This window comes from Pseudomonas sp. NPDC098747, from assembly GCF_044760045.1.
In the GTDB taxonomy this organism is placed as follows: Bacteria; Pseudomonadota; Gammaproteobacteria; order Pseudomonadales; family Pseudomonadaceae; genus Aquipseudomonas.
Genome location: NZ_JBIWAL010000012.1, coordinates 14,060 through 26,770, shown reverse-complemented (window position 1 = coordinate 26,770; position 12,711 = coordinate 14,060). Strand labels below are relative to the sequence as shown.

At 60.0% G+C, this 12,711-nt stretch carries 13 protein-coding genes; 4 read left to right on the top strand and 9 right to left on the bottom strand.

Annotation, left to right across the window (positions count from 1 at the left end; genetic code table 11):
* Positions 1 to 235: 235 nt before the first annotated feature.
* Together ACIQVE_RS10315 and ACIQVE_RS10310 are read right to left on the bottom strand one after the other, a co-directional pair.
* Positions 236 to 928, bottom strand: a complete 693-nt coding sequence (locus ACIQVE_RS10315; protein ID WP_402807528.1) for a pseudouridine synthase — start codon at positions 926 to 928, stop codon at positions 236 to 238.
* Between the two features lie 33 nt (positions 929 to 961).
* A complete protein-coding gene (locus ACIQVE_RS10310; protein ID WP_402807527.1) occupies positions 962 to 1,192 on the bottom strand; it encodes a cysteine-rich CWC family protein in 231 nt (76 codons plus the stop codon).
* Between the two features lie 281 nt (positions 1,193 to 1,473).
* On the opposite strand from ACIQVE_RS10310, the gene ACIQVE_RS10305 reads away from it, so the two are divergent.
* Positions 1,474 to 1,860: a hypothetical protein gene (locus ACIQVE_RS10305; RefSeq protein WP_402807525.1), complete on the top strand. Its 387-nt coding sequence runs from the start codon at positions 1,474 to 1,476 to the stop codon at positions 1,858 to 1,860.
* Between the two features lie 57 nt (positions 1,861 to 1,917).
* Here ACIQVE_RS10305 and ACIQVE_RS10300 read toward each other — a convergent pair whose 3' ends face one another.
* The gene (locus ACIQVE_RS10300) at positions 1,918 to 3,030 is read right to left on the bottom strand and encodes an enoyl-CoA hydratase/isomerase family protein (RefSeq protein ID WP_402807523.1); all 1,113 of its coding nucleotides are present in this window, start codon (positions 3,028 to 3,030) and stop codon (positions 1,918 to 1,920) included.
* 131 nt (positions 3,031 to 3,161) lie between these two features.
* On the opposite strand from ACIQVE_RS10300, the gene ung reads away from it, so the two are divergent.
* Entirely contained in the window at positions 3,162 to 3,854 is a 693-nt protein-coding gene (gene ung, locus ACIQVE_RS10295) for a uracil-DNA glycosylase (protein WP_402807522.1), read from the top strand.
* A 136-nt stretch (positions 3,855 to 3,990) separates the two neighbouring features.
* On the opposite strand, the gene ACIQVE_RS10290 is transcribed toward ung, so the two are convergent.
* The 5 genes from ACIQVE_RS10290 to ACIQVE_RS10270 all read right to left on the bottom strand — a co-directional run bounded on the left by ACIQVE_RS10290 (position 3,991) and on the right by ACIQVE_RS10270 (position 9,421).
* Positions 3,991 to 5,025, bottom strand: coding sequence for an AbrB family transcriptional regulator (locus ACIQVE_RS10290; protein WP_402807519.1), 1,035 nt, complete (start codon positions 5,023 to 5,025; stop codon positions 3,991 to 3,993).
* A complete protein-coding gene (locus ACIQVE_RS10285; protein ID WP_402807516.1) occupies positions 5,018 to 6,532 on the bottom strand; it encodes a tripartite tricarboxylate transporter permease in 1,515 nt (504 codons plus the stop codon). Before ACIQVE_RS10285 ends, ACIQVE_RS10290 begins: the two co-directional genes overlap by 8 nt.
* A gap of 1 nt (position 6,533) precedes the next feature.
* Entirely contained in the window at positions 6,534 to 6,992 is a 459-nt protein-coding gene (locus ACIQVE_RS10280) for a tripartite tricarboxylate transporter TctB family protein (protein ID WP_402807514.1), read from the bottom strand.
* A gap of 58 nt (positions 6,993 to 7,050) precedes the next feature.
* Positions 7,051 to 8,028, bottom strand: coding sequence for a Bug family tripartite tricarboxylate transporter substrate binding protein (locus tag ACIQVE_RS10275; RefSeq protein WP_402807513.1), 978 nt, complete (start codon positions 8,026 to 8,028; stop codon positions 7,051 to 7,053).
* Between the two features lie 100 nt (positions 8,029 to 8,128).
* Positions 8,129 to 9,421, bottom strand: a complete 1,293-nt coding sequence (locus tag ACIQVE_RS10270; RefSeq protein WP_402807511.1) for an OprD family porin — start codon at positions 9,419 to 9,421, stop codon at positions 8,129 to 8,131.
* Between the two features lie 236 nt (positions 9,422 to 9,657).
* On the opposite strand from ACIQVE_RS10270, the gene ACIQVE_RS10265 reads away from it, so the two are divergent.
* Together ACIQVE_RS10265 and ACIQVE_RS10260 are read left to right on the top strand one after the other, a co-directional pair.
* The gene (locus ACIQVE_RS10265) at positions 9,658 to 10,329 is read left to right on the top strand and encodes a response regulator (protein ID WP_402807509.1); all 672 of its coding nucleotides are present in this window, start codon (positions 9,658 to 9,660) and stop codon (positions 10,327 to 10,329) included.
* Positions 10,322 to 11,707 (top strand): sensor histidine kinase N-terminal domain-containing protein, encoded by a 1,386-nt coding sequence (locus tag ACIQVE_RS10260; RefSeq protein WP_402807506.1) that lies wholly within the window; start codon positions 10,322 to 10,324, stop codon positions 11,705 to 11,707. The genes ACIQVE_RS10265 and ACIQVE_RS10260 overlap by 8 nt, the downstream gene beginning before the upstream one ends.
* Before the next feature lie 148 nt (positions 11,708 to 11,855).
* Here ACIQVE_RS10260 and ACIQVE_RS10255 read toward each other — a convergent pair whose 3' ends face one another.
* Positions 11,856 to 12,677 (bottom strand): HDOD domain-containing protein, encoded by an 822-nt coding sequence (locus ACIQVE_RS10255; RefSeq protein WP_402807505.1) that lies wholly within the window; start codon positions 12,675 to 12,677, stop codon positions 11,856 to 11,858.
* Positions 12,678 to 12,711 lie beyond the last annotated feature (34 nt).

Here is a 12,711-nt window from a genome sequence, read left to right as displayed (position 1 = left end):
GAATTTGCTTGGCCCATGTCGATCCATGACTGCGGTCGACGGGTATTGTTATTGGCGGGCAGTCTGCCGGTTGAGGCGCAGCCCTGAGGGCTGACGACCGACAAAAAGTTTCTTAGAGGTATGGTGTGACTCATCGGTCACATTCCGGCCGACGTCCTGATTCAAGCAGGGGGAGCGGGATCGCGCAAGTGCGATTGGTAAATTGTTCGACAACTTCTGCTGAGCGGTCACAGGCTTAGAACAAATGAATCTCTTCGGTGCGCAAAGCGCGGTACTCGCCCGGTTTTAGCGCGCTATCGAGCAGCAGCGGGCCCATGGATTCGCGGTGCAGACGCAGCACTTTGTTGTTGAAGTAGCCAAACATGCGCTTCACCTGATGGTAGCGGCCCTCGACGATGCTCAGGCGTGCCGACCTCGGACTGAGCCGTTCCAGTTGCGCCGGCTGGGTGGTCAGATCTTCGAAGGCGAAGTAGATGCCTTCGGCAAACTTACTCGCATATTGCGCGCCGATTTCCTCTTCGGTCTCGACGTAATAGATCTTTGGCAGTTTGGTTTGCGGCTGGGTCAGACGCCGCGACCAGGCGCCGTCGTTGGTGATCAGCATCAGGCCGGTTGTGTTGAAGTCCAGGCGCCCGGCGATGTGCAGCTCTTCCTTGTCCGGTTCATTGATCAGGTCGAGCACGGTCGGATGTTGCGGATCGCGGGTGGCGCTGACGCAACCGGGTGGTTTGTGCAGCATGAAGTAGCGCTTCGGTTTGCCGAGTTGCAGCACTTCTTCATCGACTTCGACGCGGCTGAATTCCAGGACTTCACTGTGCGGGTCACTGACGATTTTTCCGTCAACGCGCACGCGCTTTTCCACCAGCAACAGGCGAACCTGCTGACGGTTGTAGCGGGGCAGGTTGCTGAGGAAGCGGTCGACGCGCATGTTCAGGTTTCAACGAATCAAGGGGCGCGCATCTTACGGGATCGGCCGACAGGCCGCTTGCAGTTGCGCCTCGACCTGCGCGCATCGCGGGCACAGGCAGGATTTGTCGCGCAGTGCTGGCGGCAAGGCTTGGAGCACTGCCGGGTCGATGCTCACGCCGTAGCACCAGCACGCCCGGTCGGCGGTGCGCGGGTCAGCCAGGCTGCAGTCGTTGCGGGCGCCGCAGGCCGGGCAGAGGTCGGGTTTAACGTTAGAGTCAGGCATAAGTCGAGTAGGGCATTTCCACGCAGGTGCGATTGCGGCCGGTTTGTTTGGCTGGGTACATCGCATGATCGGCCCGCGACGGGAGACTGTGCAAGGTGTCATCGCGTTGCAGGGCGGTGGCGCCGAAGTTCCAGTTCGGCGTTTATTAATCACTTGTTTCAACTTGTTGCGAGAACGCACCAGAATCCGAAAACGCTGTCTGATCTTTCGTCAGTCCCCGAATAAAAGACTGATGCCTGCCAGCGTCGCTGGTCTGGCTACCCGCGGTCCAGGAGGCCGCCATGTATCGACGAATTCTTCTGCTTGCAGCGTTGATGTTTTCCGTCACCGGTTGTGTCCCGTATTCGTACGCGGACACTTATTACAGGTCTGAGGTCTACACATCACCCGCACCGGCGTACTACAACACTGGCGGCACGTACTACTCGGCCCCGCGCTATTACCAGCCAGCGCCGCGTTACTATCAGCAACCGCGTTATTACCAGTCGGCGCCGCGCTACTATCAACCGGCCCCGCGTTACTACGAAAGCCGTCGCTGGCACGGCAATGATCGCGGACGCTGGGAAGGCCACCGTCGCGGCGGTTGGGACAACGACCATCGCGGTCGCGGCAACTACGACCGCCACAGCGGTCGACGCGATCACAACGGACGTGGCAATCGCTGGTAACTGACCCGCCAACAAAAGCGGCGCATGATGCGCCGCTTTTTTGTGCCTGCGATTTAGTCAGTAAGCCGTCAGATCCGCCAAAGGATGCCGACCTTCCCACACCTTGTGAAAGTGCGCCTCAACCACCGCATCCGGTACGCTGTTGATGTCCGGCCAATGCCAGTGCGGCTTTTGATCCTTATCGATCAAGCGCGCCCGAACCCCTTCGCTGAACTCCGGATGCCGACAGCAATTGAGGCTCACGGTGTATTCCATCTGAAAGACTTCAGCCAGCGACATATGCCGTGCGCGGATGATCTGTTCCCAAACCAGGTGCGCGGTCAGCGGCGAGCCTTCGCTGAGGGTTTTCGCCGCTCGGGCGATGAGCGGATCGCTGCTGTCGCGTTGCAGGCTGATGGCTTTCCAGGCGCATGTCACGTCGCTGACGTCGAGCAATTCGTCGATCTGCTGACGACGTGGCAGCCACTGCGCCTTGGGCATTTGCGCCGCGGCTTCCTGCTGCAAGGCCTTGAGCAAGCTGTTGAGTTGCATGTCGGTCTGTTCCTGCCAGTTGAGTTGCAGCAGGCCTTCGATCAGATCCGGTTGTTGCTCGTCGAGCAGAAAACGGTCGGCTAGATCGAGATCGATCGCGTCACGGCCATTCATGTGCGCGCCGGTCAATCCGAGGAACAGACCGAGCTTGCCCGGCAACCGTGCCAGAAACCAACTGGCACCGACATCCGGATACAACCCAATGCTGATCTCCGGCATCGCCAGACGGCTGCTCGGCGTGACGATCCGCGTACTGGCGCCTTGCAACAAACCCATGCCGCCGCCCAGCACATAACCGTGGCCCCAGCAGATCAGTGGTTTCGGGTAGGTGTGCAGGCTGTAATCCAATCGGTATTCAGCGGCAAAAAACTGTGCTGCCAACGACGGGACTTCGCCGGGGTGCGCGCGACAGGCTTCCACCAGGCTGCGTACCTCGCCGCCAGCGCAGAAGGCTTTGGCGCCGTTGCCGCGTAACAGTACGCAGACGATTTGCGGATCTTTGGCCCAGGCGTCCAGTTTGTCGCTCAGAGCGTTGATCATCGGCAGGGACAGCGCGTTGAGTGATTTTTCAGCATCCAGGCTGGCGATACCGATGCGGGCGCCGTCGGTGCCGCAGAGTTCTTCGAAGTGCAGATTCATCGTGACCTCGATCGGGAAATTGAACGATCAGTATGATCGTTGCGTGGGAAAGTGCCGGATCTGCGTCAGATCAATTGACAAGCGTGTTCGGCTTTCCTAGGGTTCGCCCCATTGTTTTGCCGGGTGTGACCATGACTGCTGACGACCGTATCAAACTCGAACCGAGCTGGAAGGAGGCACTGCGTGCTGAATTCGACCAGCCTTACATGGCAGAGTTGCGCAATTTTCTGCAGCAGGAGCAGGCGGCCGGCAAGGAAATCTACCCGCCACGGCCGCTGATTTTCAATGCGCTGAACTCGACACCGCTGGATAAAGTGAAAGTGGTGATCCTTGGCCAGGACCCGTATCACGGCCCGGGTCAGGCCCACGGCTTGTGCTTCTCGGTGCAACCGGGCGTGCCGGCGCCGCCGTCGCTGGTCAACATCTATAAAGAGCTGAAACGCGACCTGAACATCGACATCCCCAGCCATGGCTATTTGCAGAGTTGGGCGGATCAGGGCGTGTTGATGCTCAACACCACCATGACAGTGGAGCGCGCCACCGCCAATGCGCACAAGGACAAGGGCTGGCAGTTTTTCACTGATCGGATCATTGAACTGGTCAGCGAGCGGCAGCCGCATCTGGTGTTCATGCTGTGGGGCGCCCATGCGCAGAGCAAGCAGAAGCTGATCGATGCGACCAAGCACTTGGTGCTGACGTCGGTGCATCCATCGCCGCTGTCGGCTTATCGTGGCTTTTTGGGGTGCGGGCACTTCGGCCGGACCAACAAGTTCCTGGAGCAGAACGGTGAGACACCGATAGAGTGGCGTTTACCGCCGGTTTAATTTATCGCCTGGGCGGGCCCCTTCGCGAGCAAGCTCGCTCCCACAGGTTTTTATGTGTGACACAAGTTATGTGTACACCCCAAAAACCCTGTGGGAGCGAGCTTGCTCGCGAAGAGGTCGCCTCGGTTTTTCAGACTTACTCAGGATTGCGATTCCAGTACTTGAACAATGGCTCCGCCAGAAACAGCACGAACAACAGCCGCATCACCTGCATCGCCGTCACCAGCGGCACCGACAGTTGCAGGGTTTCCGCCGTCAGGCTCATCTCGGCGATACCGCCTGGCATCATGCCCAACGTCAGCGAGCGCAGATCCAGATGGGTCAACGCGCTCAATCCCAACGCCGCCAGGGTCGCGATCAACATGGTCAGCGCCGTGCCGATCAACGTGCGGCCCATGAATGACGGTGCACGCCTGAAAAACTGCCGGTTGAAGTGACAACCCAATCCGCTGCCGATCAACCATTGGCCAATCTGACTGCCGCCATCGGGCAAGCCGATGTGCAGATCCCAACCGATGCTCACCGCCGCACTCACCAGCAACGGCCCGAACAGCCATGGATTGGGTTGGCGCAGACGCTGCCAGAGCCAGGCGAGCAGGGCGCCCGCCGGAAACAGAATCGCCAGCCAGCGCCAATCGACGCTGCCGGCATGGGAGATCGGCGTGCCGTCGCCGAGCAGGTATTTGAACGCCGCCGGCACACACAAAACCACCACCAGCACCCGCAAGCTTTGCCCCGCCGCAACATGGCTGAGCATCGCGCCGTTACGTGCGCCAAGGTTGACCATCTCACCAGAACCACCGGGCATGCTGGAGAAAAACGCTGTAGCGCGATCCTCACCGGTGCGGCGCATTAACCACACGCCCACGACCGCCGACAGACTGGTGACCAGCGCGCCGAAGAAGATCAAACCGAAATGGCTCAGCACCTGCTCCATCACCACCGGGGTGAAGTGCAGGCCAATGCCGATGCCGACGATCCACTGGCCGCATTTACGCCCGCCAGGGATTTCCGTCAGTTGCCACGGGGTCAGGCAGCGCACGAGGATGATCGCCAGCAACGAGCCGACCATCCACGGCAGCGGCCAGCCGATCTGGCTGGCGAGGTAACCGCCCAGCAGACCGACCAGCGGGGTTCCCCACCAGGACTTTAGCGAAAGCCGATCAAACATCGGCAACAGTGCGCCGGGCAACCGAACGTTTGCGCCAGATGCGCAGCAGCGGCACCAGCAACATGATGGCGGTCAGCACCCAGACACCGAAGGTGATCGGGCTCGACCAGAGGATTTCCAGCGCACCGTTGGAGATCGACAGCGCGCGGCGCAGGTTCTGCTCCATCAGACCACCGAGGATGAAACCCAGCAGGACCGGCGACAACGGGAAGTCGAGCTTGCGCAGGATGTAACCGAAGATGCCGATGCCGACCATCAGGAACAGATCGAAAGTGGTCGCGTGTACCGCATAGACGCCGATGCCGGTGATGATCGCGATGACCGGCACCAGTGCCCAGTTCGGCACGGCAAGGATGCGGGTGAAGATGCGGATCATTGGAATGTTGAGGATCACCAGCATGATGTTGGCGATGAACAACGAAGCGATCAGGCCCCAGACGATGTCCGGTTGTTGCTGGAACAACAGCGGCCCCGGGGTGATGTTGTACAGCGACAGCGCGCCGATCATCACCGCCGTGGTGCCCGAACCCGGAACGCCCAGCGTCAACATCGGCACCAGTGCGCCACAGGCCGAAGCACCGATGGCGGTTTCCGGGGCAGCGAGGCCACGGGCGTCACCTTCACCGAATTTGCCGCTGGCACCGGCGATGCGTTTTTCGGTCATGTAGGCCACGGCACTGGCCAGTGTCGCGCCGGCACCCGGCAATACGCCCATGATGAAACCGAGCAGGCCACACCGGATGTTCACGGTGAACACCGACGCGGCTTCCTTGAAGTTGAACATCATGCGGCCGGTGGCTTTCACGGCTTCCTGGCCGCGATGGGTTTTCTCCAGCAGCAAAAGGATTTCGCTGATCGAGAACAGGCCCAGCACCAGTACGACGAATTGAATGCCGTCGGTCAGGTGAATGTTGTCGCCGGTGAAGCGGTACACGCCGCTGTTGGCATCGATGCCGACAGTCGACAGGAACAAACCGATCAACGCCGCAATAAACGTCTTCAGTGGTCGATCACCCGCCATGCCGCCGAGGCAGACAATCGCAAACACCATCAGCACGAAGTATTCCGCCGGGCCAAAAGCGATCGCCCATTTCGCCAGCAGCGGGGCGAACAACACCATGCCGCAAGTGGCGATGAAGGCGCCGATGAATGAACTCCACGCCGACAACGACAGCGCCACACCGGCCATGCCTTTGCGGGCCATCGGGTAGCCGTCGAGGGTGGTCATTACGGTGGAGGCTTCGCCCGGAATGTTCAGCAGGATCGAGCTGATCCGGCCGCCGTATTCGCAGCCCAGATACACCGCTGCCAGCAGAATCAATGCCGATTCCGGTGGCAGGCCGAGGGCGAATGCGATCGGGATCAGCAGCGCCACGCCGTTGATCGGGCCCAGGCCCGGCAGCAGGCCGACGACGGTGCCGATCAGCGTGCCGCACAGCGCGGTCACCAGGTTGTACGGGCTCAGCGCGACGCCGAAACCCTGACCCAAATAGCCAAGAGTATCCATATCAGTTCTCCAGAACGTTGAGCAGGCCGAGGGGCAGCGGAACGTCCATCACACGGTCGAACAGCAGGTAAAGACCGATGGCCATCAGGGTGGTCACCACGATGCTCGGCATCCAGCGACCGCCATACAGACGCGCCATCGGAATGCCGATCAGCATGCTACTGAGAATGAAGCCCAGCGGTTCGAAGAGGCCGGCGAACACCAGCAGCAGCAAGACACAGATGCTGATCTTGGTCAGGGTTTGGCGATCCAGTGGTGGCTCGTCTTCTGTGTGTATGATCGGCGCCGGGCGGAACACCATGTACAGCAGCGCTGCGCCCATCAGGCTGAGCATCAGCAGAGGGAAGGCGCGCGGGCCCACCGGTTCGTAGGAAAAAGCCGCTTGGTACGGCCACGCCATCAGTGCCAGGCCGATACAGGCCAGCAATAGCACCGAAGCGAAAATGCGTTGTAAGAGCATGGGAAACTCCTGTGCCGCAGCCCCGCGAACGGGGGCCGCGGCCGCTAGACAGAGGCGATCACTGAATCAGGCCGAACTCTTTGGCCAGCACTTTGTAGTCCGCAACCTGCTTCTTCACGTAGGTGTCCAGTTCCGGGCCGGTGAGGGCAAACGGAAACAGTTCACGCTGATCGCGCAGCTTGGCGAACTCGGGAGAGGCCAGCAGTTTGTCGAACGAATCCTTCCACCAGGCATAGTCTTCATCGCTGACTTTTGGCCCCAGGTAGAAACCGCGAACCACTGGCCAGACGATGTCGTAGCCTTGTTCGCGAGCGGTCGGGATGTCTTTCATTTCTGGCTCGTCCAGACGCTTGTCAGCGAACACCGCGAGCAGGCGCATGTCACCGCTCTGGATGTGCGGCATGGAGTCGGAGATGTCGGTACTGCCGACCTGGATGTGGCCACCGAGCAGCGCGGTGGCGATCTCGCCGCCACCTTCGAGGGCGACGTAACGCAGTTCGCGCGGGTTGATGCCGGCAGCCTTGGCGATCAGTGCGGTTTGCATCCAGTCCTGACTGCCGACGGTGCCGCCGGAACCGATGACCACGGAGCCGGGATCTTTCTTCAATGCTTGAACGAGATCGTCGAGGGTCTTGTAGGGCGAATCGCTCTTCACCGCGATGGCGCCGTAGCTGGTGCCGACTGCCGCGAGCCAGCGCACGTTGGTCTCATCGAAGCGACCGAACTTGCCTTGCGCCAGGTTCAGCAACGAACCGCTCGACCACGCCACCAGCGTGCCGGCATCGGCTGGCCGCTGCGCGACCACTGCGTTGTAAGCCACCGCGCCAACACCGCCGGGCATGTAGGTCACGCGCATCGGTTTGGACAGCAGTTTTTCGTTGACCAGCGCGCTCTGCACCAGTTTGCAGGTCAGGTCGAAACCACCGCCGGGCGACGCCGGAGCGATACATTCCGGACGCTTCGGTTCGGCCATGAGTTGGCCAGCGAACAGCACGCAACTGGCGGCGAGTGCAACTTTACGCAGTGACAGGTTCATTCGATTCTCCACGGTTTTCTTGTTTTAAGGCTTTATGCAGGAGTTGCCGAGACTGCGATCTTTTGATCTTTTGATCACAGCGCTCAGGCGTTTCAATCAATCACCAAAGGGCAACGCTATAGCTCACCAGCAGACGCACTTCATCGGCATCGCGAGCGGAGTAATTGGAGCGGTAAGTGGCATTACGCAGGCGCACAGCGACGTCCTTCAAGGCGCCGCTTTGTACTACATATTTGATCTCGGTATTGCGCTCCCACTCTTTGCCTTCTTCGCCGCTTTTGAGCTTGATGTTGTCACCGCTCAAGTAACGGCTCATGAAGCTCAGGCCGGGAATGCCAAGTTTGGCGAAGTCAAAGTCGTAGCGCGCTTGCCACGAGCGTTCTTCGGCGCCGGCGAAGTCGTTGATCTGTACGAAGTTGACCAGATACGGGTCGCTGCCATCGACATAAGGGAAAGCGCTGTCGCCAGACATGTGCTGATAGCCGGCGCTGAATTTGTGGCCGCTCAAGGCATAGCTGACCAGACCGTTGAGCGAGCGGTTGTCGATCTCGCCGCCACGGGCTGCACCTTGATCGTCACTGACGGCAAAACGCAGGTCGGTGGCGAATGTGCCGGGGCCCATCGGGCGTGAGGCAACGAGGCCGAAGAAGTGCTGGTTGTAGACTTCATCGAGTTGCGCGAAGTGGTAGCTGCCGGTGATCTTGTCGGTGAACTTGTAGTCCACGCCGCCAAAATCGAAGTGCTTGCCGGCAACGGTACCGGCGAAACGGCTGTTCTTGTTGTTAAGTGCGATGTCCTCGAAATCGGTGCTGTCGCGATCCTTGGCTTTCTCCAGACGCCCACCGGTTAAGGTCAGATTCTTGATCTCTTTGGAGGTCAGCAAACCGCCTTCAAACGTCTGCGGCAGGATGCGTCCGTCGTTGGGCTTGAGGATCGGCAGTTCGGGAATCAGGCTGCCGATTTTTAGCTCCGTGGCGGAGATTTTCACTTTTCCTGTCAGGCCGAGTTTCGAGTATTCGTCCGCAGCGCGCCCGTCGTCGTGGGTCGGCAACAGGCCGGTGCCGGTGCGGTCCGGACTCGAATCAAGTTTTACCCCAAGCATGCCCAACGCATCGACACCGAACCCCACGGTGCCGTCGGTGTAACCCGATTGCAGATTGAGCATGAAGCCCTGGGCCCATTCATCGCGTTTGGATTGCTGGGCGCTGGTGCCATCGCGAAAGTCGCGGTTGAAGTACATGTTGCGGGTTTCGAAGGTGGCGCTGCTGTCTTCAATGAAGTCGGCAAAACTCAACGGCGAAAAACCCGCGAGGGCGGCGGCACTGGCGAGGGCGGTATAGCTGAGACGGGAAAGGCGAACAGGCGTAAGAGCCTTGGTCTGCATGGACGGCATGCGGGTGTACTCCGATTATTGTTCTTATTTATCGAAAACGCTTCGTGGCGTTTTTCGTTACGCTGTGTGGCAGCAGCGACGGCAGTCGAAACTGTCCGTAACCCGACTCTAACCGCCTAACCTTTCGCTAACCTTTCAGCAGGCTTTCACGGTTTTCGGGCTTCACAGTGGCGGTTGCGGCTGTAAACTCCGCGGCAAAGAGTGGCGTCGGCCATCCCTGAACGAGGTAAAAATCCATGCGTGTTCTGCTCGTCGAAGACCATCTGCAACTGGCCGAAAGCGTCGCTCAGGCGCTCAAGAGCACCGGTCTGACCGTGGACGTGTTGCACGATGGCGTGGCTGCCGATCTGGCGCTTGGCAGTGAGGAATACGCCGTGGCGATCCTCGATGTCGGCCTGCCGCGCATGGACGGATTTGAAGTGTTGGCGCGTCTGCGGGCTCGCGGGAAAAACCTGCCGGTGCTGATGCTGACGGCGCGCAGCGATGTGAAAGATCGCGTGCATGGCCTCAATCTCGGCGCCGACGATTACCTCGCCAAGCCGTTCGAACTGACCGAACTGGAAGCCCGGGTCAAAGCGCTGTTGCGGCGCAGTGTGCTGGGCGGTGAACGCCAGCAGCGTTGCGGCGTGCTGGTCTATGACCTCGACACGCGACGCTTCTCCCTCGGTGAGGATTTGCTCACGCTGACGTCCCGCGAACAAGCCGTGCTCGAAGCGCTGATTGCCCGGCCGGGGCGAGTCATGAGCAAGGAGCAACTGGCCGCGCAAGTGTTCGGTCTGGACGAAGAGGCCAGCCCCGACGCCATCGAAATCTATGTGCACCGCCTGCGCAAGAAACTCGACGGCCAACCGGTGGCAATCGTGACGTTCCGTGGCCTCGGTTATCTGCTGGAAAGCCGCGATGCATAAGCCCAGCAGCCTGCGCTGGCGGTTGCTGTGGAACCTTGCGCTGTTGCTGGTGGTGTTGATGCTCGCCAGCGGCTTGAGCGCTTACTGGAATGGACGCGAGGCGGCCGACACGGCGTATGACCGCACGTTGCTGGCTTCGGCGCGAACCATTGCTGCCGGCCTGTCGCAACGTGATGGCAGCCTCAGTGCCGACGTGCCTTATGTAGCCCTCGACACCTTCGCTTACGACAGCGCTGGACGCATTTATTACCAGGTCAACGACATCCATCAAAAGCTGATCTCCGGCTACGAAAATCTCCCCGGGCCACCGCCCGGTACGCCAAGAACTGACAGCTATCCGGCGCTGGCGCGTTTCTACAATGCCACTTACAAGGGGCAGAATGTGCGCGTGGTCAGCCTGCTCAAAGCGGTGAGCGAGCCGAACATGAATGGCATGGCGGAAATCCGTGTCGCCGAAACCGATGAAGCTCGGGTCAGCATGGCGCGCAGTCTGGCCGCCGACACGTTGTTGCGATTGGGCATGTTGGCGATTGGCGCTTTGCTGTTGGTGTGGTTTGCCGTCAGCGCCGCATTGCGTCCGCTGGAGCGCCTGCGTACTGCGGTCGAGGAACGCCAGCCCGATGACTTGCGGCCATTGCCATTGGTGGAAGTGCAACATGAACTCTGGCCGCTGGTGCGCGGACTCAATCATTTCACCGAGCGCCTGCGTGGCCAGTTCGAGCGCCAGGCGCAGTTCATCGCCGATGCGGCGCATGAGTTGCGCACACCGTTGGCGGCGTTGAAGGCGCGGCTTGAATTGGGTCTGCGTTCAAATGATCCGCAGGTCTGGCGCACGACATTGGAATCTTCCGCGCAAGGCACCGATCGCCTGACCCACTTGGCCAATCAATTGCTGTCGCTGGCGCGTGTCGAAAATGGCGCTCGAGCGATTGCCGAGGGCGGTGCACAGTTGCTGGACCTGAGTCAGTTGGCTCGCGAATTGGGCATGGCCATGGCGCCGCTCGCGCACAAACGTGGGGTGGCGCTGGCGCTGGAGGCCGATGAACCGGTGTGGCTACGCGGTGAGCCGACGCTGCTGAATGAGTTGCTGAGCAATCTGGTGGACAACGCCTTGGCGCATACGCCACCGGGCGGCAATGTGATTTTGCGCGTGCTGACGCCGGCGGTGCTTGAGGTTGAGGACGACGGGCCGGGGATTCCGCTGGAAGAGCGGGATCGGGTGTTCGAGCGGTTCTACCGGCGTAATCAACAGGTGGCGGGATCGGGGTTGGGTCTGGCGATTGTCGGCGAGATCTGCCGGGCGCATCTGGCGCAGATCACGCTGCATGATGGTGAGCAGGCGGGGTTGAAGGTGCGGGTGAGTTTTATTGCTGGGTGAGGGTGCGGCGTTTCGGCTGGCCTCTTCGCGAGCAAGCTCGCTCCCACATTGGAATGCATTTCAATTTGAAAGCACATCTGCTTCCACAGATGAATGCATTTTCCTGTGGGAGCGAGCTTGCTCGCGAAGGGCTCGCCACGGTCTCGACTCAGTAAAACATCGAGCGCGATTCTTCCAGATCAGCACACAGCGCCTTGTTCTCCGGATCTATCCCAAGCTTCCTGAACGCCGGAACACTCAGCGGATCAATCCGCGCAAACGGATGGTCGCTTCCCTTGTGGCAATAGAGGCTCGCCACCTGCACCAGATCGACGTAATCGATTTGCGCCGAGTCGCGTTTGAAATCCTGATACAGCCCAGGCAATTTCACCAATCGTTCCGGGAAATCCCAGACACGCAATAGTTTGTCGCCCAGCAACGGATGAAGCTGGTCGATCACGTGGTTGAGGCTGACCGAATCCGAGAGCAGTTCATAGTGGTCTTCGGCGTACGTCAGAATCGGCAGCACGCCGATCTGATGCACCAATCCACCCAACGCCGCCTGATCCGGTTTGAGCTGGGTGTAACGACGACACAGCGCATAACTGGCCCCGGCGATTTCCAGACTTTTGCGCCAGACTTCGCGCATTTTCTGTTCCACCACCTCGGAACTGGCGTGGAAAATCTGCTCCATCACCAGGCCGATCGCCAGGTTACTGCTGTAATTGATGCCCAGTCGGGTGATGGCGGTATGCAGGTCGGTGACCTCCTGCGCCGCGCGCAACAGAGGGCTGTTGACCACTTTGATCAAGCGCGCCGACAGTGCCGTGTCACGGCCGATGACTTTGCTCAGCTCGCTGACGCTGATTTCCGGATCTTCAGCAGCCTTGCGAATTTGCAAGGCTACTTCCGGCAGTGTTGGCAGAACCAGGTCATCTTTATCGATGGCCTCAACCAAATCCTGTTGGATCTTATCCGCCAGTTCGTTCATTTAGGCTCTCTAGGGTGTTGCAACAAATGCTGCG

Excerpts from the sequence above, each read along its gene's own strand:
- ACIQVE_RS10315 (WP_402807528.1), bottom strand. The coding sequence starts at position 928 with ATGCGCGTCGACCGCTTCCTCAGCAACCTGCCCCGCTACAACCGTCAG.
- ACIQVE_RS10310 (WP_402807527.1), bottom strand. The coding sequence starts at position 1,192 with ATGCCTGACTCTAACGTTAAACCCGACCTCTGCCCGGCCTGCGGCGCC.
- ACIQVE_RS10305 (WP_402807525.1), top strand. The coding sequence starts at position 1,474 with ATGTATCGACGAATTCTTCTGCTTGCAGCGTTGATGTTTTCCGTCACC.
- ACIQVE_RS10300 (WP_402807523.1), bottom strand. The coding sequence starts at position 3,030 with ATGAATCTGCACTTCGAAGAACTCTGCGGCACCGACGGCGCCCGCATC.
- ung (WP_402807522.1), top strand. The coding sequence starts at position 3,162 with ATGACTGCTGACGACCGTATCAAACTCGAACCGAGCTGGAAGGAGGCA.
- ACIQVE_RS10290 (WP_402807519.1), bottom strand. The coding sequence starts at position 5,025 with ATGTTTGATCGGCTTTCGCTAAAGTCCTGGTGGGGAACCCCGCTGGTC.
- ACIQVE_RS10285 (WP_402807516.1), bottom strand. The coding sequence starts at position 6,532 with ATGGATACTCTTGGCTATTTGGGTCAGGGTTTCGGCGTCGCGCTGAGC.
- ACIQVE_RS10280 (WP_402807514.1), bottom strand. The coding sequence starts at position 6,992 with ATGCTCTTACAACGCATTTTCGCTTCGGTGCTATTGCTGGCCTGTATC.
- ACIQVE_RS10275 (WP_402807513.1), bottom strand. The coding sequence starts at position 8,028 with ATGAACCTGTCACTGCGTAAAGTTGCACTCGCCGCCAGTTGCGTGCTG.
- ACIQVE_RS10270 (WP_402807511.1), bottom strand. The coding sequence starts at position 9,421 with ATGCCGTCCATGCAGACCAAGGCTCTTACGCCTGTTCGCCTTTCCCGT.
- ACIQVE_RS10265 (WP_402807509.1), top strand. The coding sequence starts at position 9,658 with ATGCGTGTTCTGCTCGTCGAAGACCATCTGCAACTGGCCGAAAGCGTC.
- ACIQVE_RS10260 (WP_402807506.1), top strand. The coding sequence starts at position 10,322 with ATGCATAAGCCCAGCAGCCTGCGCTGGCGGTTGCTGTGGAACCTTGCG.
- ACIQVE_RS10255 (WP_402807505.1), bottom strand. The coding sequence starts at position 12,677 with ATGAACGAACTGGCGGATAAGATCCAACAGGATTTGGTTGAGGCCATC.